This window comes from Parageobacillus toebii NBRC 107807 (genome assembly GCF_003688615.2).
GTDB lineage: Bacteria > Bacillota > Bacilli > Bacillales > Anoxybacillaceae > Parageobacillus_B > Parageobacillus_B toebii.
Genome location: NZ_CP049703.1, coordinates 768,795 through 788,822 on the forward strand (window position 1 = coordinate 768,795; position 20,028 = coordinate 788,822).

24 protein-coding genes are annotated in these 20,028 nt (G+C 45.6%); all 24 read right to left on the reverse strand.

The features are described from left to right. Position 1: 1 nt before the first annotated feature. The 24 genes from DER53_RS03960 to upp all read right to left on the reverse strand — a co-directional run bounded on the left by DER53_RS03960 (position 2) and on the right by upp (position 19,978). Complete coding sequence (locus tag DER53_RS03960) at positions 2-763, reverse strand: YwmB family TATA-box binding protein (RefSeq protein WP_062678116.1); 762 nt, start codon at positions 761-763, stop codon at positions 2-4. Between the two features lie 125 nt (positions 764-888). Continuing rightward, on the reverse strand, positions 889-1,131 hold the full coding sequence (locus tag DER53_RS03965; RefSeq protein ID WP_015865297.1) for a DUF1146 family protein: 243 nt from the start codon (positions 1,129-1,131) through the stop codon (positions 889-891). A gap of 83 nt (positions 1,132-1,214) precedes the next feature. Next, positions 1,215-2,723 (reverse strand): NADH-quinone oxidoreductase subunit NuoN, encoded by a 1,509-nt coding sequence (gene nuoN, locus DER53_RS03970; RefSeq protein WP_062754400.1) that lies wholly within the window; start codon positions 2,721-2,723, stop codon positions 1,215-1,217. A gap of 5 nt (positions 2,724-2,728) precedes the next feature. Beyond that, positions 2,729-4,255 carry an NADH-quinone oxidoreductase subunit M gene (locus DER53_RS03975; RefSeq protein ID WP_062754402.1) on the reverse strand — a complete coding sequence of 509 codons (1,527 nt, stop codon included), beginning with the start codon at positions 4,253-4,255 and terminating at the stop codon, positions 2,729-2,731. After that, complete coding sequence (gene nuoL, locus DER53_RS03980) at positions 4,255-6,108, reverse strand: NADH-quinone oxidoreductase subunit L (protein WP_062754404.1); 1,854 nt, start codon at positions 6,106-6,108, stop codon at positions 4,255-4,257. Before nuoL ends, DER53_RS03975 begins: the two co-directional genes overlap by 1 nt. Positions 6,109-6,165: 57 nt before the next feature. After that, on the reverse strand, positions 6,166-6,480 hold the full coding sequence (gene nuoK / locus DER53_RS03985) for an NADH-quinone oxidoreductase subunit NuoK (RefSeq protein ID WP_062754406.1): 315 nt from the start codon (positions 6,478-6,480) through the stop codon (positions 6,166-6,168). Then, positions 6,477-6,998, reverse strand: a complete 522-nt coding sequence (locus DER53_RS03990; RefSeq protein ID WP_062754408.1) for an NADH-quinone oxidoreductase subunit J — start codon at positions 6,996-6,998, stop codon at positions 6,477-6,479. The genes nuoK and DER53_RS03990 overlap by 4 nt, the downstream gene beginning before the upstream one ends. Further along, complete coding sequence (gene nuoI, locus DER53_RS03995; RefSeq protein WP_062754410.1) at positions 6,995-7,414, reverse strand: NADH-quinone oxidoreductase subunit NuoI; 420 nt, start codon at positions 7,412-7,414, stop codon at positions 6,995-6,997. Before nuoI ends, DER53_RS03990 begins: the two co-directional genes overlap by 4 nt. Before the next feature lie 19 nt (positions 7,415-7,433). Then, a complete protein-coding gene (gene nuoH, locus DER53_RS04000; RefSeq protein ID WP_062678122.1) occupies positions 7,434-8,435 on the reverse strand; it encodes an NADH-quinone oxidoreductase subunit NuoH in 1,002 nt (333 codons plus the stop codon). Continuing rightward, positions 8,432-9,532, reverse strand: coding sequence for an NADH-quinone oxidoreductase subunit D (locus DER53_RS04005; protein WP_062754412.1), 1,101 nt, complete (start codon positions 9,530-9,532; stop codon positions 8,432-8,434). The genes nuoH and DER53_RS04005 overlap by 4 nt, the downstream gene beginning before the upstream one ends. A 2-nt stretch (positions 9,533-9,534) precedes the next feature. Further along, complete coding sequence (locus DER53_RS04010; protein ID WP_062754414.1) at positions 9,535-10,638, reverse strand: NADH-quinone oxidoreductase subunit C; 1,104 nt, start codon at positions 10,636-10,638, stop codon at positions 9,535-9,537. Positions 10,639-10,641: 3 nt separating this feature from the next. Further along, positions 10,642-11,154 carry a NuoB/complex I 20 kDa subunit family protein gene (locus DER53_RS04015; RefSeq protein WP_015865307.1) on the reverse strand — a complete coding sequence of 171 codons (513 nt, stop codon included), beginning with the start codon at positions 11,152-11,154 and terminating at the stop codon, positions 10,642-10,644. Next, positions 11,145-11,513, reverse strand: a complete 369-nt coding sequence (locus DER53_RS04020; protein ID WP_015865308.1) for an NADH-quinone oxidoreductase subunit A — start codon at positions 11,511-11,513, stop codon at positions 11,145-11,147. Before DER53_RS04020 ends, DER53_RS04015 begins: the two co-directional genes overlap by 10 nt. A gap of 184 nt (positions 11,514-11,697) precedes the next feature. After that, positions 11,698-12,099 carry a F0F1 ATP synthase subunit epsilon gene (locus DER53_RS04025; protein ID WP_062754416.1) on the reverse strand — a complete coding sequence of 134 codons (402 nt, stop codon included), beginning with the start codon at positions 12,097-12,099 and terminating at the stop codon, positions 11,698-11,700. 25 nt (positions 12,100-12,124) lie between these two features. Continuing rightward, positions 12,125-13,546 carry a F0F1 ATP synthase subunit beta gene (gene atpD, locus DER53_RS04030; RefSeq protein WP_015865310.1) on the reverse strand — a complete coding sequence of 474 codons (1,422 nt, stop codon included), beginning with the start codon at positions 13,544-13,546 and terminating at the stop codon, positions 12,125-12,127. Between the two features lie 199 nt (positions 13,547-13,745). Continuing rightward, on the reverse strand, positions 13,746-14,603 hold the full coding sequence (locus DER53_RS04035; RefSeq protein WP_062754417.1) for a F0F1 ATP synthase subunit gamma: 858 nt from the start codon (positions 14,601-14,603) through the stop codon (positions 13,746-13,748). Positions 14,604-14,682: 79 nt separating this feature from the next. Next, positions 14,683-16,191 (reverse strand): F0F1 ATP synthase subunit alpha, encoded by a 1,509-nt coding sequence (gene atpA / locus DER53_RS04040; protein WP_015865312.1) that lies wholly within the window; start codon positions 16,189-16,191, stop codon positions 14,683-14,685. 24 nt (positions 16,192-16,215) lie between these two features. Continuing rightward, positions 16,216-16,752: a F0F1 ATP synthase subunit delta gene (locus DER53_RS04045; protein ID WP_062678127.1), complete on the reverse strand. Its 537-nt coding sequence runs from the start codon at positions 16,750-16,752 to the stop codon at positions 16,216-16,218. Continuing rightward, complete coding sequence (locus DER53_RS04050; RefSeq protein WP_062678128.1) at positions 16,749-17,267, reverse strand: F0F1 ATP synthase subunit B; 519 nt, start codon at positions 17,265-17,267, stop codon at positions 16,749-16,751. Before DER53_RS04050 ends, DER53_RS04045 begins: the two co-directional genes overlap by 4 nt. Positions 17,268-17,472: 205 nt before the next feature. Further along, positions 17,473-17,685, reverse strand: a complete 213-nt coding sequence (atpE, locus tag DER53_RS04055) for a F0F1 ATP synthase subunit C (RefSeq protein WP_003253662.1) — start codon at positions 17,683-17,685, stop codon at positions 17,473-17,475. Positions 17,686-17,742: 57 nt separating this feature from the next. Continuing rightward, the gene (gene atpB / locus DER53_RS04060; RefSeq protein ID WP_062754419.1) at positions 17,743-18,453 is read right to left on the reverse strand and encodes a F0F1 ATP synthase subunit A; all 711 of its coding nucleotides are present in this window, start codon (positions 18,451-18,453) and stop codon (positions 17,743-17,745) included. Positions 18,454-18,480: 27 nt separating this feature from the next. Then, positions 18,481-18,834 (reverse strand): ATP synthase subunit I, encoded by a 354-nt coding sequence (locus tag DER53_RS04065; protein WP_062754421.1) that lies wholly within the window; start codon positions 18,832-18,834, stop codon positions 18,481-18,483. A 7-nt stretch (positions 18,835-18,841) separates the two neighbouring features. Next, entirely contained in the window at positions 18,842-19,063 is a 222-nt protein-coding gene (locus DER53_RS04070; protein ID WP_015865317.1) for an AtpZ/AtpI family protein, read from the reverse strand. 285 nt (positions 19,064-19,348) lie between these two features. Continuing rightward, complete coding sequence (gene upp / locus DER53_RS04075; RefSeq protein ID WP_062754422.1) at positions 19,349-19,978, reverse strand: uracil phosphoribosyltransferase; 630 nt, start codon at positions 19,976-19,978, stop codon at positions 19,349-19,351. Between the last annotated feature and the right edge of the window lie 50 nt (positions 19,979-20,028).

Genomic DNA, 20,028 nt, shown 5'->3' on the forward strand with positions numbered 1-20,028 from the left:
ATTAATATTCAATCGTAATGATTGGGGTTCCAATGACGACAGCCGTCTTCCCGCCCAATCTTTCTCGCAATGCAAGTTGAATGTTCATTGGCTGATGTTTGCTAGTTGGAAGAACGTATTCCCACTGCCCAGTATATGCAGACAGGGAAACAAATGACTCTTCTTGTAATGATTCAACTGGTGTTGCTTGAAATTCTCTTAGAAGATGTAAAGCATTGTAGAACAAACCACCTTCCATATTATCACTGAAATCCCCTTTGATACAAGTGAAAAATGTAGGCTGCTTCACAAATAATTGGCTCGACTTTTTCTCTATCGTTTCGACAATTTTTTCCCATATTTTTCTGCTCCAACCTACTCCTTTGAGTTCATAGAGGATATACGTTTGGGGCTTGTCCTTTGTGTCGGTCATGACGAGTTGAATTTTTTCTTGAAAGAAGGGGCGGTTGTATATACCCGTTGCTTTTTTCATATGGTGGTTTGCCTCAAAATGCCAATGAAAGGCGCGGTTTTCGTTTTTGAGTTCGTCTAGCTTTTTAAAAAAAGTTGCATCATTTCGAATATGCGGGGCATACTCTCTTGTGTAAACAGTCCATTGTTCAATTTCTACTTCATTGTCTTCTAAAACGCGCGCGATCGTTTTTAATGGCTGAAGGGACTCGTTCCCCATCGCTTCTCCGGATGAATATTGATACATTCCAATAATCATGATAAATAATGATGTCCATAAAAAAATGAATGGACGCACTTGTCTTTTTTTCATATCCGTTTCACTTCCTCTCCTTAATTGTTATTGTTGCCAGATCGGAAGTGAACATACATAAAAAAAATCGACAATAACCAAAAATGAAAGCGCTGTCAGTTCAAAAAAAAGCGAGTAATATGGCATTACTCGCCTCCAAATAGAAACGGGAGTTGTTTCGACCATGATAAATAGTCAAGAAAAAAGTTGGCCACCGTCGAACCGATCATAATCGTCAATAAAATATAAAGCAATCGTCCCTGAAATACACGGTTTGGTTTGATGATCATCTCGAGCCGAACTCCTTGTAATGTCCACCACGTAATGGCGATAAACACGAGATGGACAACAATGCTTACTAACGCCTGCTGGCCCAGCATGGGCATCATCGTTTTTCACTCCTTTCTTTCCATCCATTACTTCGCGGTTTGGCGATAAAAGAAGAAGGGGAATAACCCCCTTTATTGTAACGCTATTGAAGGAAATCGCTAAAGTGATCGAATTGTTCAAGAAAGTGATAAGCTAGCCCTGGAACGATACCGAATAGCAACGTGCCAAGCGCGCAAATGACAACAACGATCGTCAGCCCGATCGATAGTCTCACCGATGATGTCTCATCGGCAGGGCGGAAAAAGATTTGCACAAAAATGCCAAAATAGTATACATACGATATAACCGTTGCAGCGATCATCACCGCGGCAAGCACATAATGACCCGGCTCTGTCATGAGCGCCCCAAGGAAAATGTTCAATTTTCCGATGAAACCAGCCGTACCCGGGATTCCCGCAAGCGACAGCAAGAAAATTCCCATCGCAACCGCTAAAAGCGGGTTTCGCTGATAAAGGCCGGCAAAATGGCTGAGATCATCGGAATCGGCTTCGTCAGATATTCGTTGCAATATCGCAAATGCGCCAAGATTCATGAACAAATACGCAAGCAAATAAAACCAAATCGAATCGATCATGACCCATGACATCGCCGCAAAACCGACAAGAATATATCCGGCGTGGGCAATGCTCGAATAAGCAAACAGCCGCTTCATGCTCCGCTGCTTTAACGCTATCGTATTTCCAATGATCATCGTTGCCCCGGCTAAAAAGGCGATATAATCTTGCATCGAAAACAATAGCGAAGACGGATCTTTTCCTTGCGCCGGCGCTTGGGCAAAGATGGTGATAAACAATCGTAAAACGATGACAAACCCGGCCGTTTTCGAAACGACGCTTAAAAACGCGGTAACAGGAGTCGGTGCTCCTTGATAGACATCCGGCGTCCACATATGGAACGGAACGGACGAAATCTTAAACGATAAACCGACAAGCATCATCAAGAACGCAATCGCCAAGATGTATTGGTATCCGCTATCGGTTAGCTTCTGTACCTCTAAGGCAATTTCTTTTATGTTCGTCGTGCCTGTTAAGCCGAAAATATAGCTCATCCCAAACAGCGTAATCGCTGTCGAAATCCCGCCGTTAATCACATATTTCATCGCCGATTCGTTTGCCTGCATCGATGTTTTTCGTATTCCCGCCAAGATATAAGAGGAAATCGATAATAGCTCTAGCCCGACAAATAAGGTGATTAAATCGCCGCTAGAGGCCATGATCATCGCGCCAAGCAAGGCGCAAAGCAATAAATAGTAGAATTCCCCGCGATCTTTTAACCCTTCTTTTGGGCGATAATCAAACGCAAGCAACAGCGAAAGCGCTCCGCCTGCTAATAAAAGAAGCTTAAAGGCTTTGCCAAACGCGTCTAAGCGAAACGTATCGTTCAAAATCGAAACTGCTTTGGCCGGAATAAGTCCGATTGTCGCGATCAACGCAATGGCAACTCCAACAAAAGCAATCCATGCAAGCGGACGGCGGTCTTTATCATCCGGCATAAACAGGTCCATCAGCGAGAGAATGAGCGCCGTTCCAAGAACGATGAATTCCGGTGTCATCATCCCCCATTTATATTGCAATAATGTATGCATGCTCATTTCTCTCACACTCCTAACCCGTTCATCATCATTTCAATCGTCGCTTGCAATGGTTTCGCTAAAATATGCGGATATACGCCGATCATCACAATCAATGCGAGCAATACGAACACCGGAATCGCTTCCGCCAGGCTCATATCAAGCGCTTGTACATCATCGCGCTTGGAGGCGCCAAACGTCATGTTCAATACGGCGCGAAGCAGGTAAACCGCGGTCATAATAATGCCGAGCGCACCGATCGCCGCAACGACCGGCTCTGTTTTGAACAAACCTAAAAATGCGGTAAACTCACTTACAAACCCAGACATTCCCGGCAATCCGAGCGACGCCATCGCTCCTGCCAATAAGCATCCCGCCGTCAGCGGCATCACTTTCGCCAGCCCTCCTAAACGGTCGATCGCCGTCGTACTCGTTCGTTCGTATAAAATGCTGACGAGCAAGAACAGCAATGCGGAAATAAATCCATGGGAAACAGCCTGGAAAATCGCCCCTTGAATCCCTGCTTCATTCAGCGCTCCCAATCCAATGAGCACAATTCCCATATGGGAAACACTCGAATAGGCAAGCACCATTTTAAAATCGTCTTGGACGAACGCTAAAAACGCTCCGTACAATAAGTTGACAACCCCTAAAATCGCAATCCAAAAAGCGAAATCGCGGAATTGATCTGGGAATAAACCGATGCCGAACCGAATCAAACCGTACGCCCCGATTTTTAATAGCACGCCGGAGTGCAGCATCACAATCGACGGCGGCGCTTGTACGTGCACCCGCAAAATCCAGCGGTGAAACGGAACGATCGGCAGCTTAATCCCAAATGCGATCAACAATGCAATAAACAATCCTAAGCGCAAATCGTTTGAAATCGGCGCGACAAGCTGCGCCTCGACCGCCGGGTTATGAAGCATTTCTTTTACCAACTCGATATTGGACGTCCCGGTGCGGGCAAATAAAACGATAATGGCAATCAGTAAAATCGCCGAACCAATCCCGTTGTAAAGCAAGTAGCTGTATGCGGCGCGCTCCCGTTCAAAACCGCCCCATTTTCCAACTAAAAAGAACATCGGAACGAGCGTGATTTCTAAAAAGATAAAGAATAAAATCATATTTCCTGCCGCAAACACGCCAAGCATGCCGATTTCTAATAGAAGAAAGAGCATGAAATAGCCTTTCCACTCTTTTTTGATATGGATGGAGGCGACGGCGGCAAGCGTCGCCAATAGCGACGTAAGCACGATCATGACAAGCGAAAAGCCGTCGATGCTCAGCTCATAACGGATGGCGAACGTGGGCTCCGTTAAAAACGGAAAATCCGCGAAGCGAACCCAATCGTGTTTTTCTGCCAAATGTTCCAGGCGGTAGCCCCGCAAATATTGTACAAAGGCAAATAGCGATAAAATCAGCGATGGCAGCGTAGATAAAAAACCGAGCCATTTTATCGTCCGCTCTTGCGTTTTTGGTACAAACGCAAGCAAAAGAATGCCAACAAGCGGGGAGAAAACGAGAAGGGAGAGAAAATACGTTCCATTCATTATAAATACCCCCCTGTGAACGCGAGAATGACGACGAGAAGCGCAAGGCCGATCAACGTCACCGCGCCATACATTTGAACTTGCCCGTTTTGCAGCCGCGATCCGATTGAACCAACCGTGTTTACTGCCGCTGCAACGAGACTGGCCATTCCCTCTACGATAAAGCGATCAATATAATAGAATAATAGACTAATGGCGTTTGCCGCATAGCCAACCGTCCACGCATAACATTCATCGATGTAATATTTATTCCATAACACGTTGTACGCAAACGGAATGCGCGAGCTAAGCCAATCTCTCGCAAGCGAACGTTTTCCGTACATCAGCCACGCGAGGAAAATGCCAAGCAATGAAACGATGGCAGCAACGACCATAATCCAGCTTGGCGCTTCTTTGTGAGCATAATGGCCATCTGTCAGCCAATCGCCGAGAAATGTCCCAAACCATGGAGTATGAATGTACCCAGAAATGACGGCAAGCACGGCCAAGACGAGCATCGGAAACGTCATAACCGCTGGCGATTCATGAATTTCCTCCGCTTCATGCCGCCCCTCGCCGCTAAAGACAAGGAAGAAGAGACGGAACATATAAAACGCGGTGAAAAACGAAGCAAAAACCGCAATCCAGAATAAAACGACATGACCATGCGTCCAAGCGGCAGCAAGAATTTCATCTTTGCTAAAGAATCCTGATAAAAGCGGGACCCCGCTGATGGCCAGCGTTCCGACTAGAAATAGCGGCGCGGTAAACGGCATTTTCCGCCAAAGTCCGCCCATTTTTTCAATGTCTTGCGTGCCGACAGCATGAATGACGCTTCCTGCCGCTAAAAACAAGAGCGCTTTAAAAAACGCATGTGTCGTCAAATGGAATATTCCCGCTACATAGCTTCCCGAACCGAGCGCAAGCATCATGTAGCCGAGCTGGCTTACCGTCGAGTAGGCAAGCACGCGCTTAATATCGGTCTGCACAAGGCCGATGGATGCGGCGAAAATCGCCGTAAATCCCCCGACAACCGCGACCGTCAGCATCGCCGTTTCGCTTGCTTCGTATAACGGGAACAGCGCAGCCACTAAATAAACCCCTGCAGCTACCATCGTGGCCGCGTGGATCAACGCCGAAACTGGCGTCGGACCTTCCATGGCATCTGGAAGCCACGTATGAAGCGGAAACTGGCCAGATTTTCCGATCGCTCCCACGAAAATGAGAATCGCCGCTAGGGTCACCATCGTCTGCGACAGCGTTCCGTCTTGCACGGCTTTAAAAATGTCATCATACTCAAAACTGCCCACTTGCCAGAATAATAGAATCATGCCGATAAAAAAGCCGACATCGCCGATCCGCGTCATAATAAACGCTTTTTTCGCAGCCGCTTTCGCTTCTTCTTTATAGAAATAAAATCCGATTAATAGAAACGAACCAAGACCAACCAGTTCCCAAAACATATATGTCTGCAATAAATTCGGCGAAACGACAAGACCGAGCATCGCAAACGTGAACAGCCCTAAATACGCATAGAAAACCGAGAACCGCTCATCGCCGCGCATATACCCTTTTGCATACATATGTACTAGAAAGCTAACGAGGGAGACAACGACAAGCATTAATGCATTTAGCGCCGTCACCTCAAATCCAGCTGTCAATTTCGTGCTGCCGATCGTAAGCCATACTTGTTCTGCTTTGTAAGTCGAACCGCCAATGCGGTCAAACAGCACGGCGACAGAAACAAGGAAAGAAACGAACGTCGCTAGTATTCCAACATAAGCACTCGCTTCTTTCATTCGTTTTCCGAAAAGCAGCAATAAGAAAAAGGAAAACAGAGGAAAAAGCGGCACAATCCAAGCCATTTCCATCATGGTATCACAGTCCCCTTTTGATCAAAGAGCTTGAAGAGCTCTTTGCATTTTCTTGCTTTAATGCTTCATCGAATCGATTTCATCGATATGAACGGTTTTGCGGTTGCGATAAAGCGCCATTAAAATCGCGAGTCCCACCGCGGCTTCAGCAGCTGCCACCGTGATGGTAAATAGGGCAAAAATTTGCCCTGAAATACCGGGATGAGCCCCGTGTTTCGCAAAAGCGACTAAATTAATATTGACGGCATTCAGCATTAACTCAATACAAATGAGCACAATCACGGTATTTCGTTTGGTGAGCGCTCCATACAGCCCAATGCAAAACAAGATGAGCGCAAGTACCAGATATACGGATAATGGAACGGAGCTCATTTTTTTGGCGCCCCCTTATCATTTTTTTTCGCTAGTATAATCGCGCCAACAAGCGCCACAAGCAAAATGATCGATGTAATTTCAAACGGAATGATATAATGAGAATATAGGGCGAGACCGATTTGTTCCGTATTGTTTTCATGGAGATTTGCGGCTTCCTCGCCAAAATCAAGCTGATAAATGCCGAGATAAACGGCGATGCCAAAGGCAAAGACCGCGATGGCGGTGAATGTTTTTCGCCAAAATCCGCCTGTTGTCGTTTCTTCTTTTTCTTCCTCCCGGTGGCGCGTCAGCATGATGCCAAACAGCATGATAATGGTAATGGCGCCAGAGTAAATAAGCACTTGCACAGCAGCAACAAATTCCGCTGATAAGAGCACGTAAAGACCCGCGATGCTGATGAACGTAAACACAAGCGCGATGACCATATGAACGACTTTCGTTAAATTCAGCATGAGCACTCCGCCGATGATTGCGACGAGGGCGAGCACTAAAAAGGCGAGATATTCTCCGCTCACGGCTTATTCTCCTTTCGGACATTGGTGTCGTTTTCATCGAGCCATGCCAAATCTTTATAAAGGGCATCGCGGCTATATTCCGCCAGCTCAAAATTGTTCGTCATGACGATGGCTTCCGTCGGACATACTTCTGTACAAAGGTCGCATAAAATGCAAATTTCGAAGTTAATGCTGTACGTATCAATGATTTTCCCTTTTTTCGTCGGATCCGGATGCTTTTTGCCTGTCAATTGAATACAGTCGGTTGGGCAAATATTAGCACATTGATTGCAAACGATACACTTTTCGGGATAAAATTTTTGAATGCCGCGAAACCGATCTGGAAGGGGAAGCGGTTCATTCGGATAGTCGTACGTTACTTTTTCCCGAGTTAAATTTTTCAGGGTATATGCCAACCCTTTGGCTAAACCGATCATGCATGCCACCCCATTCTTATTAGAAAAATAGTTCTTGTATCAGCGCGGTAACAAAAATATTCGCAAGCGCCACAGGAAACAATACTTTCCATCCTAATTCCATGAGCTGGTCCGCTCTAAGGCGCGGAAATGTCACACGGAACCAAATCAGGACGAAAACAACGATGCTGAATTTTAACGCAAACCAAACCGCTCCTGGAATGAAATCTAAAAACATCACCGGGTGCCATCCACCTAAAAATAATATCGTTGTAAGCGCCGCCATAGCAAAAAGATACACATATTCCGAAAGCATAAAGAATGCCCAACGAAAACCGGAATACTCGACATGAAACCCGGCAACAAGCTCTGATTCCGCTTCCGGCAAGTCGAATGGAGTGCGGTTTAACTCCGCGACAGCAGCAATGAAAAATACGATAAACGCAATTGGCTGTATGAAAATATACCATACATCTTTTTGCGCTTCGACAATATCGTTTAAATTTAGACTGCCCGTTAGCAAAACAACACCAAGCACAGACACAACAAGCGGAATTTCATAGGAAATCATTTGTGCTGCCGCACGCATTGCGCCGATGAGCGCATATTTATTGTTCGATGCCCATCCGCCGGCCACAACGCCGATCGTCGTCAGTCCCGAAACGGCAATGTAATAAAGCAGGCCAACGCCGATATCGGCAAATTGAAATGCGTCAGTAAACGGCAATGTCGCCAATACCATAAACGCCGGCGCAAAAGCGATAATCGGCGCTAAAATGAATAACGGCTTGTCAGCAGCTTTTGGAATCGTATCTTCTTTTAAAAGCAGCTTCAATACGTCCGCGACCGTTTGCAATAGCCCCCATCGGCCTCCGACTTGGTTCGGGCCGTAACGGCCTTGCATAAATCCCATGACTTTTCGTTCCGCTAAAATACCATACGTCACAAAAGCAAGAACGGCAAGCAACAAGGCGATGCCAAGTCCGAAGAAGATCACGAGATTCGTCCAGCTTGGAGCAGAATTCAGCAATTGTTCCATCATCCGTCGACCTCCCCGAGCACAATATCAATCGAGCCAAGAATCGCAATCACATTCGCAATATTTTCCCCTTTTAACAGTTTCGGGAGTATTTGCAAATTGTAAAACGACGGCCGACGGAATTTGATGCGGTACGGCTCTTTCTTTCCGTCGCTGGCGATGTAACAGCCGATTTCCCCGCGCGGTGATTCAATGCGGACAAATGTCTCTCCCGGCGGCGCTTTAATGATGCGCGGCACTTTCCCCATAATTTCTCCGCTTTTTGGAAATTGTTCACATGCTTGTTCGATGATTTTTAATGATTCTTCTATTTCCGCCAAACGGCATTCATAACGGGCAAGGCAGTCTCCTTCTTCCCGCACCGGAATGTCAAAATCAAAACGGTCATAAATCGAATACGGCTCGTTTTTCCGTAAGTCCCATTTCACGCCGGTACAACGCAAGTTTACGCCGCTTAACGAATAATTGATCGCCTCTTCTTTCGTATATTTGCCAACACCGATGACACGATGGCGGAAAATTTCATTTCCTGTCACAAGGTCATGATAACCAGCGAGTTTTTCCCGCATATACGGGACAAATTGTTTTACTTTTTCAATCCATCCATCCGGCGCATCCCATTTCACGCCGCCGACGCGCATGTAATTGAACGTCAGTCGCGCCCCTGACAGCTCGTTTAATAGATTAATAATCATTTCCCGCTCGCGGAATGCGTACAAAAACGGGCTTGTGGCGCCAAGGTCGAGCAAATACGTCCCCCACCAGACAAGATGGCTGGCGATTCTGCCAAGTTCCATTGCTAAAACGCGCAAATATTCCGCTCGTTCCGGAACTTCAATGCCCATCATTGTTTCCACTGCATGACAAATAACATAGTTATTGGTCATTGCCGATAAATAATCCATCCGGTCTGTATACGGGATGATTTGCGTATATTGTAAGTTTTCTGCTAACTTTTCCGTTCCGCGGTGGAGGTAGCCGATGACAGGTTTCGCTTCTTGAATGATCTCTCCATCTAGTTTTAAAATGAGGCGGAAAACTCCGTGTGTACTCGGGTGCTGCGGTCCTACGTTTAAAATCATTTCTTCCGTCCGAAGCATAGTTATACCTCCGCGTCGTATGGTTCATAATCTTTGCGAAGCGGATATCCGACCCAATCTTCTCCTAAAAAGATACGGATTAAATTCGGGTGCCCTTTAAAGCGGATTCCTAATAGGTCGTACGCCTCGCATTCCGGCCAATTTGCCCCCTGCCAAAGCGGAACGAGCGAATCAATCTCCGGCTGGTCGCGGTCAATTTTCACTTTTAATGCGACAGCTTGGCGTTTTTTATAAGAATATAAGTGCACATATACTTCCATATGTGTTTGAAAATCCGTTCCATGCAGCTCCGACAAATAATCAAAACTAAGCTGTTCGTTATATTTTAGAAACTCGGCGATTTTGTAATATGTATCCTTTTTTGCGACCAATGTCGGAACATCTTTGGAAAGGCGGTTAATATAGGCATCTTCTAGCACATCTTCGCCGAGATGTTCGCGAATCACTTTGACGTATTTATCAAGAAGCGGCTGATTTGGCGATGGAGTTTCCTCTTTTTTCGCTGCTGGCTCCGAATCTCCTGCGGCTTTCGCTTTCGCCGCAGCCGCTGCTTTTGCTTTTGCTGCCGCTGCTGCCTTTGCTTTCGCTTTTGCGAGATCATCATCATTTTCGCCAGCGGTGCCGCTTGCTTGTTGTTTTGCCAGCGCTTTTGCTTTGGCTTTTGCAGCGGCTGCCGCCTTCGCCTTCGCTGCCGCAATCGCTTTTTGTTTGGCAAGGTCTTCTTCCGCTCCGTCGCCCGCTGCTTCTTTTGCCTTTTGTTTCGCTAATGCCGCTGCTTTGGCTTTCGCTGCCGCTGCTGCTTTCTTCTTCGCAAGCGCTAGATCATCTTCGGCTGTTTCTTGGTTTTCTCCTTCTGCCTGCTGCGCTTCTTTTGCCTTTTGTTTCGCCAACGCCGCCGCTTTGGCTTTTGCCTCTTCCGCCGCTTTTTTCTTCGCAAGGGTGAGATCATCTTCGGCAAGTTTTTCTTCGGTTGGGACTTTTGGTTCTTCGAGCGGCTGTTCAGTTTGTTCAGCGGCTCGTTTCGCTGCTAATCGTTCGCGAGCCAACTGTCTCGCTCGCTCTGCCGCTTCTTTTTTCCGCTGCTGTAAATCTTTTTCTTCACTCATCGATTACAGCACCTTCTTCCCCGTCTTTGCTTCATAACGGATTTTTTCTTTTAATTTATTAATCCCGTAAATTAGCGCCGCTGGATTCGGCGGGCAACCAGGAATATATACATCAACTGGTACGATTTGATCTACTCCTTTGACGACGCTATATGATTTCACATACGGCCCCCCTGCCGTTGCGCATGACCCCATGGCAATGACCCATTTTGGTTCTGGCATTTGATCATATAAACGGCGGATGATTGGCGCCATCTTTTTCGTCACCGTTCCGGATACAATCATGACATCAGACTGTCTTGGAGACGCACGGAAAAAGGAGCCGAACCGGTCTAAATCATAATGAGCTCCACCGACTCCCATCATTTCAATCGCGCAGCAGGCAAGACCGAACGTTAACGGCCATAGAGAATTGCTGCGGGCCCACGCCTTTAATTGTTCCAGTGTAGTGAAAAACACGTTGCGCTTTAACTCTTCCGTATCTCCTTCCGGTACGTCCAACCATTTTACATCCATTGTAACACCTTCTTTTTCCAAGCATAGACAAGCCCAAGAACGAGCATCAACACGAAAATAATCATTTCCACTAAAGCGAATAATCCTAGTTTGTTATAAGCGACTGCCCATGGATATAAAAACACTGTTTCGACATCAAAAATGACAAATAATAGTGCAAACATATAGTAACGAACTTGAAACTGAACACGCGAGTCATGGAACGGATTGTTACCGCTTTCATAAGTCGTTTGCTTTGCCTCACTCGGAACGTGTGGACGTAGAAATCGTCCTATTGTTAATGCACCAACAGGAAGCAAAATGCCGATACACAAAAATACAAAAACAATCACATAGTTATTAACGTATACGTTCCACAATATGCCGTTCGCTCCCTTCATTATTATGCTACTTTATATTGTTTTGAAATATTACACAATTACGAATTATCCCCAGTGCCATTATAACATTTATATCCAGAAGTGTCGACAGACCATCCATTTTTACTTATAACGACAGCGATAACAATAAAAAAAGACGGGGGAAACGATTTCCTCCCGTCTTTTATTTCATGTTTGCTACGTTTAAGCGGTTAATCGCCCGTTTTAGTGCCAGTTCCGCACGTTTAAAGTCGATATCATCCTCTTTGCTTTGCAGACGCCGTTCCGCGCGTTCTTTCGCCGCTTTTGCTCGGGCCACATCGATATCTTCCGCTCTTTCCGCCGCTTGCGCCAAAATCGTCACTTTGTCAGGGCGGACTTCCAAAAACCCGCCGCTGACCGCGATATATTCCGTTTTCCCCTCTTTTTTCAGGCGAACGGCACTGATCTCAAGCGGAGCGACAAGCGGAATGTGTCCTGGCAAAATTCCAAGCTCTCCGCTTTTTGCTTTCGTGCTTACCATCTCTACGTCCGCTTCATATACCGGGCCATCAGGAGTAACGACACTGACCTTGATCGTTTTCATCATGAAATCCTCCTATGTCCCTCAATTAAACTTCTACGCCCATTTGCTTCGCTTTTTCAACAACTTCTTCAATGCGCCCTACTAAGCGGAAAGCATCTTCTGGAATGTGATCGTATTTTCCTTCCAAAATTTCTTTGAAGCCGCGAACTGTTTCTTTAATAGGCACGTAAGAACCAGGTTGGCCTGTAAATTGCTCCGCGACATGGAAGTTTTGCGATAAGAAGAATTGAATGCGGCGAGCGCGATGAACGATGAGTTTATCTTCATCGGATAGCTCATCCATACCGAGAATCGCGATAATATCTTGCAATTCTCTATAACGTTGCAATGTTTGTTGCACTTTGCGCGCTACTTGGTAATGTTCTTCACCAACGATTTCAGGCGCAAGCGCGCGAGATGTGGACGCAAGTGGATCCACTGCTGGATAAATACCCATTTCCGCAAGTTTCCGCTCTAGGTTCGTCGTTGCGTCCAAGTGAGAGAACGTTGTTGCTGGCGCTGGGTCTGTGTAGTCGTCCGCTGGTACGTAAATCGCTTGAATCGATGTGATAGAACCAGTGGCTGTAGAAGTGATCCGTTCTTGCAATTGACCCATTTCTGTCGCAAGCGTCGGTTGATAACCTACGGCAGAAGGCATGCGGCCTAATAGCGCCGAAACCTCAGAACCAGCTTGCGTGAAACGGAAAATGTTGTCGATAAAGAGCAGCACGTCTTGTCCTTGCTCGTCACGGAAGTATTCCGCCATCGTTAATCCTGTCAACGCTACGCGCATCCGCGCACCAGGCGGCTCGTTCATTTGTCCGAATACCATCGCCGTTTTGCTGATAACGCCGGAATCTTTCATTTCATGGTAAAGGTCGTTTCCTTCACGAGTGCGTTCCCCTACGCCGGCGAATACGGAAATACCACCGTGCTCTTGCGCAATGTTATGAATAAGTTCTTGGATTAAGACCGTTTTTCCTACACCAGCACCGCCGAATAGACCGATTTTTCCACCTTTAATGTATGGAGCAAGCAAGTCAACGACTTTAATACCTGTTTCCAAAATTTCTACTTCTGTTGCAAGCTCTTCGAATTTTGGCGCTGGACGATGGATTGGGTCACGACGCGCATCATCTGGAATTTCCCCTTGCATGTCGATCGGTTCCCCTAAGACGTTGAATACGCGGCCAAGGGTAACTTCTCCGACTGGAACGGAAATTGGCGCACCTGTGTCAATGACTTCCATTCCACGAATCAATCCGTCTGTCGATGCCATTGCAATCGTACGAACCGTATCATCGCCAAGATGAAGTGCTACTTCTAATGTTAAGTCGATGTCGACTTCATTTTCATTACGCGCTTTATGTTGAATCTTCAAAGCGTTGTAGATCGCAGGAAGATGTCCGTTTTCGAACTTTACGTCTACAACCGGACCCATAACTTGAATAACGCGTCCTTTTGTCATCGTTTTCCCTCCTAACTTGCTAGTTGGACAGCAGTACCTATATAGTGAAACTTGAAAATTCTACTTTTGCGATCTATTTTTTCGACTGCGCTTATGCGTGACGAAGGCAAGTTATCGACTTGCCTCCGACAGTCGAAAATTCTTTCGATAAGATGAAATATCAAGTTGCGTTTATATAATTGCAGCTTCCAATTTACCGTTATTGCAACGCGTTTGCTCCCGCCACGATTTCCGTAATCTCTTGGGTAATCGCTGCTTGACGAGCACGGTTGTAGGAAAGAGTAAGCGTACGAATAAGCTCGTGCGCGTTGTCCGTCGCGTTTTTCATCGCCGTCATCCGCGCTGCATGCTCGCTTGCCTTCGCATCTAACAGCGCACCGTAAATAAGACTTTCGGCATATTGCGGCAAAAGCACATCTAAAATTTCTTCTTGAGAAGGTTCAAATTCATACGTTGTCCGTTGTTTGTTATCGACTAAATCCGTTAACGGCAACAGCTTTCTTTCTGTCACCTCTTGTTGGATCGCACTGACGTAATGGTTGTAGTACATATACAACTCATCAAACGTACCATCCGCAAACAATCCGACCGCCTTATTCGCAATTTCTTTAATATCCGCAAAAGACGGTTGATCCGGCAGCCCAGTAATATTTAAAATGACCGGGAAATTTCTCTTTTTGAAAAAGCTTAAACCGACACGTCCAATGACAATAATCGCATATTCATCTGGAGATTGATGGCGCTGTTGAATCGTTTGGTACACAGTGCGAAGAACGTTGCTGTTATACGCTCCCGCCAAGCCGCGATCCGATGTGATCACTAAATAGCCTGTCTTTTTCACCGGGCGCGCCACTAGCATCGGATGTGTCGCATTGCCGGCACCAAGGGCGATGTTCGCAACGACTTCTTGCATTTTATCCATATATGGAACAAACGATTTCGCGTTCATTTCCGCGCGGTTTAACTTCGAAGCGGAAACCATCTCCATCGCCTTCGTAATTTGGCTTGTTTTTTTCGTCGCGTTGATGCGCTTTTTAATGTCGCGTAAGGATGCCAAAGGTTTCACCACCTTTTTTATGCACGAAATCTAGAATAGAGGAGGAACAGAAGCCGTCATCCTTCTGTTCCGCCCTGCTTTATTGAGAAACAACAAACGTTTTCTTGAACGCTTCGATCGCTTTGTTGAAATCTTCTTCGTTTGGAAGTTCTTTTGTTGTACGAATATGTTCAAGCAAGTGTTGGCCGTTTTGGTCGAGCCATAAGAAGAATTCTTTTTCAAAGCGGCGAATATCTTCGACTGGAATGTCGTCTAAGAAACCGTGAGTAAGCGCGTAAATGATCGCCACTTGTTTTTCTACTGGAATCGGTGCATGCAAGTCTTGTTTTAACACTTCTACCGTACGAGCACCGCGTGCGAGCTTTGCTTGCGTCGCTTTATCAAGGTCTGAACCGAACTGTGCGAACGCTTCAAGTTCACGATACGCCGCTAAGTCAAGGCGAAGCGTACCCGATACTTTTTTCATCGCTTTAATTTGTGCCGCACCACCGACGCGGGATACGGAAAGACCAGCGTTAATCGCCGGGCGAACGCCGGAGAAGAACAAATCAGATTGCAAGAAAATTTGCCCGTCTGTAATGGAGATGACGTTCGTCGGAATGTAAGCAGAAATGTCACCAGCTTGCGTTTCGACAAACGGAAGCGCTGTTAACGAACCGCCGCCTTTGGCATCGCTTAATTTTGCTGCGCGCTCTAAGAGGCGAGAGTGCAAGTAGAAGATATCCCCTGGATATGCTTCACGGCCTGGTGGACGGCGAAGCAATAGTGACAACTCACGGTAAGCCGCCGCTTGTTTTGATAAGTCGTCATAAACAACAAGCACGTGCTGACCTTTATACATGAAATATTCGCCCATCGTTACACCGGCATATGGCGCAAGGAACAATAGTGGCGCTGGTTGTGATGCAGATGCCGTCACAACGATCGTATAATCTAGCGCACCGTGTTTCCGCAATGTTTCGACAACCGTGCGGACCGTTGATTCTTTTTGTCCGATCGCAACGTAAATACAAATCATATTTTGATCTTTTTGGTTGATAATCGTGTCGATCGCAATCGATGTTTTCCCTGTTTGACGGTCTCCGATGATTAACTCACGTTGACCGCGGCCGATTGGCACCAATGCGTCAATCGCTTTAATCCCTGTTTGCAACGGTTCATGAACCGATTTACGGTCCATAACACCTGGTGCTGGGCTTTCAATTGGACGAGTTTCTGTCGTTTCGATTGGGCCCAAACCGTCGACTGGTTGTCCTAGAGGGTTAACGACACGGCCAATTAACGCTTCACCGACAGGCACTTCCATGATACGTCCTGTACGGCGCACTTCATCGCCTTCTTTAATCCCTGTATATGGACCTAAAATAACGATACCAACGTTGTTTTCTTCTAAGTTTAGCGCCATTCCCATGACACCGTTGGAAAACTCGACAAGTTCCCCAGACATTACGTTGTCCAAACCATGGGCGCGCGCGATACCGTCACCAATTTGAATTACCGTACCGACATCGCTTACTTGAATTTCAGACTCATAGTTTTCGATTTGCTGCTTAATGAGCGCGCTTATTTCTTCCGCTCTGATGCTCATTCATTTCACCCCTATCTTCAAATCTTAGCCGATAAGCTGTCGTTGAATTCGTTCTAATTTTCCGCTGATGCTGCCATCGTAAATGCGGTTGCCGATGCGCAGCTTCACGCCGCCAATTAAGCTTGGGTCGACGATATTTTCAATGTAAAGCGTCGTTTTGCCCATTTTTTTCGCAAACACATCCGAAAGTGCGCGTTTTTCCTCTTCCGTTAGCGGACGAGCCGAATATGCGGTCGCCTCAGCGACGCCACGAGCTTCGTTCACCAAATGGATAAACTGCTCTGCAAGCTGTGGAACGATATCAATGCGATGACGTTCCAACAAAAGCAGCAATGTATTTCGTAACGGGCTTGACACCGCCGCGAACGTTTCTTTTATTAACGCTTTTTTCTTTTCCAATGATAGCTTCGGGTATGTCAATAGCGATAAGAATTTATCGTTTTCAGCAAACACTTGCCAAACGGCGCGAATTTCTTCCTCTAATTGATCAAGAAGCTGCTTTTCCGTGGCGATTTGAAAAAGAGCTAACGCATATCGCTTTGCTATGATTTCTTTGTTCATCGCCCTTCTCCTACCTCTTGAATGTACTCGCTAATCAACTTCGCTTGATCTTGCTCGGTTAACTCTTTTTCAATCACTTTGGAAGCAATTAATACAGATAGTGAAGCAACTTGTTCTCGCAACGCGGCCATCGCTTGTTCTTTTTCGCGTTCGATTTCTTTTTTCGCTGTCTCTTTTAAACGCTCTGCTTCCGCACGGGCAGACGCGATAATTTGCTCTTTTTGCTCCTCAGCCATTTTGCGCGCGTTTTCAATGAGCTCCTGCGCCTCTTGGCGAGATTGCTTCATTAGTTCGCGCTGTTCTTCCAATAGCTTTTCCGCTTCTTTGCGATGTTTTTCCGCTTGATCGATTTCGTTTGCAATATGCTCTTCGCGCTGTTTCATCACGCCCATTAATGGACCAAACGCGTATTTACGGAGCAATAACATTAATAATAAAAACATAATTAGCTGGAATAACATATCGCCGCCGTTGAATCCATGCCCAGCAGCCCCTAATGCAAAAAAGTTTGCCATTACGCGTTTCACTCCCTTCAAGAGTCGCCCTCTAGACCTATTTTTCTCGCTTTTTGAGCGTCATTGTTATCTTTTACGATGAAATGAACATAAAGGAATGGCGAAGGTTCGCATGGAATGATCTTCGCCATCATTGAACGATTTTGCTTGTCCTATCGATTTTTACGTTGCTTGCCAACGTTGATGAACAAGCGCTACGCAAAAATTAGCGCCCTTGAACCATAAAGGCAATAACAACCGCAATAATCGGAATCGCTTCGACTAACGCAACCCCGATAAACATTGTTGTTTGAAGCATACCGCGCGCCTCTGGCTGGCGTGCGATTCCCTCTACTGTACGAGATACGATTAAACCGTTACCAATACCTGCACCAAGTGCAGCTAAACCAATTGCGATTGCTGCAGCTAATACACCCATTGAAAAGTCCTCCTTTTAGTATTTATTGAAATTTATTGAAGTTGTTTTTATAAAAAATTAATGGTCATGACTCACTTTGTGCGCCATATAAACCATTGTTAACATCGTGAAAATGAACGCTTGGATGGCGCCAACGAAAATACTGAACGCTTGCCAAGCGATCGTTGGAATGATCGCTGCGATCGTACCGCCAACGCCAGTAGCCAATCCACCCGCCAATAAAGCAAGCAAAATTTCTCCAGCATAAATGTTCCCGTATAGACGCAAACCTAATGTTAATGTGTTAGCAAACTCTTCGATAATTTTAAGCGGGAATAAAATCCACATTGGACTGACAAAGCCTTTGGCGTATTCTTGGAATCCACGAAGTTTGATGCCGTAATAATGCGACAGCGCAACAACCATAATCGCCAACGTTAATGTGATCACAGGGTCTGCTGTCGGTGATTTCCACCATAGCTTTCCATCGATGACGATAGAGAACGGAAGACCGAGCATGTTTGCCACAAAAATATACATGATTAAGGTCATGCCCAGTAGATGAAAACGACCTCCCGTTTTCCAGTCCATGTTGCTTTTGATGATTCCCTTGACAAAGTCGACGACCCATTCAAGGAAATTTTGCATTCCCCTTGGCTTCATCGAAAGATTGCGCGTAGCAGCAACGGCAATGATGAACACAATCACGCTAGTGATCGTTATCATCAAAACGTTGGCTAAGTTAAAGGTAAGTCCTAGAAATTCATATAAAGGAGCTTCATGATGCACTAGTTATCACCTCGCTTCCTTGCCTCATTAATGTATGTGCAGAAAATAATCTATTATAATGACAAAATAAGGTGTCATTAACCCCAATATGACAGGTGCAATGGAAAAATGGTTCGGAAATTGCAATACGACTAAAGCAGCAAGTGCCGCAAGCGCCATTCGTGAAAACGTACCTAGTGAGCGAACACGCTTCCCTTCCGCTACGGCTCGTCCAAATTTCATTACTCGGCTGGCTAATAACCACACACTATAAAATCCTATAGATGTTCCGAACAGCAAGCTCAAAAATAATGTTTTATACTCTGTCATCCCCCAGCCTGCCGCATACATCAAAAGGAGAAACAACGAATATTTTCGCAAATTTCGCATTATATGTTCCATAATTCTATTATTCCCCTGAAAAAAATTGACGGATTGTTCTTAACATTGCAGAGATGCCCGCAGCTAGTCCAAGAAGGAGACCAATAATAAGAAAAAGAGGTTCGGAGTCAAACTTTCGATCAAGCCATCTGCCGCCGAATATACCAATTAAAACAGAACCAGCCAACTGAGAAACAATGGCAGACATCAAACCGATTGCCCGGAAAGGATAGCGTTGGTTTTGCCCCATATCGTTATAGTCCTCACATTCGTAAAAACTATCGTAAAAACTATGTATATAGTGTATCTGAAAACCTTATCATATATCCCCTGTCAAGCATACAATACCATGGGGTCGATGTCAATGTGTTTCATAGAAAAAAACTGTATTATAACAACGAAAATGTTAATAATTTGTGACATTTATTAATTTCTTTTTCACTTAATTAGTGTATAATGATATATTTATTTTTTTAGACATAATCTTTAAAAAAAAGACGGTATCACTTCCATGAAATGATACCGTCTTTGGAATTTATTTTGTGCCGAATAAGCGATCACCGGCATCTCCAAGGCCTGGAACGATATAGCCGTGATCGTTTAGCTTTTCATCGAGTGCAGCAATGTAAATATCGACATCCGGGTGTGCTTGTTTCACCGCTTCCACCCCTTCTGGGGCAGCAATTAAGCACATGAATTTAATACTTTTTGCGCCGCGTTTTTTTAAGGCGTTAATCGCTTCTACCGCTGATCCGCCTGTCGCGAGCATTGGGTCCACAACAATAAAATCGCGCTCTTCTACATCGGTCGGCAGCTTCACGTAATATTCAACCGGTTTTAATGTTTCTGGGTCGCGATATAACCCGATATGGCCGACTTTCGCGGCTGGAATCAATTTTAAAATGCCATCGACCATACCTATTCCTGCGCGCAAAATCGGGATTACACCAAGTTTTTTGCCTGCGATTACTTTCGATTTTGCTTTGCTGACCGGTGTCTCAATTTCTACTTCTTCAAGCGGGAGATCGCGCGTAATTTCAAACGCCATCAACGTCGCCACTTCTTCGACAAGTTCACGAAACTCTTTCGTGCCAGTGTTTTTGTCGCGAATATATGTCAGCTTATGTTGAATAAGTGGATGATCGAATACATATACTTTTCCCATTTTGCACTCTCCTCTTTGTTTGCGGTTTACACTTCCATTAATTCTACCGA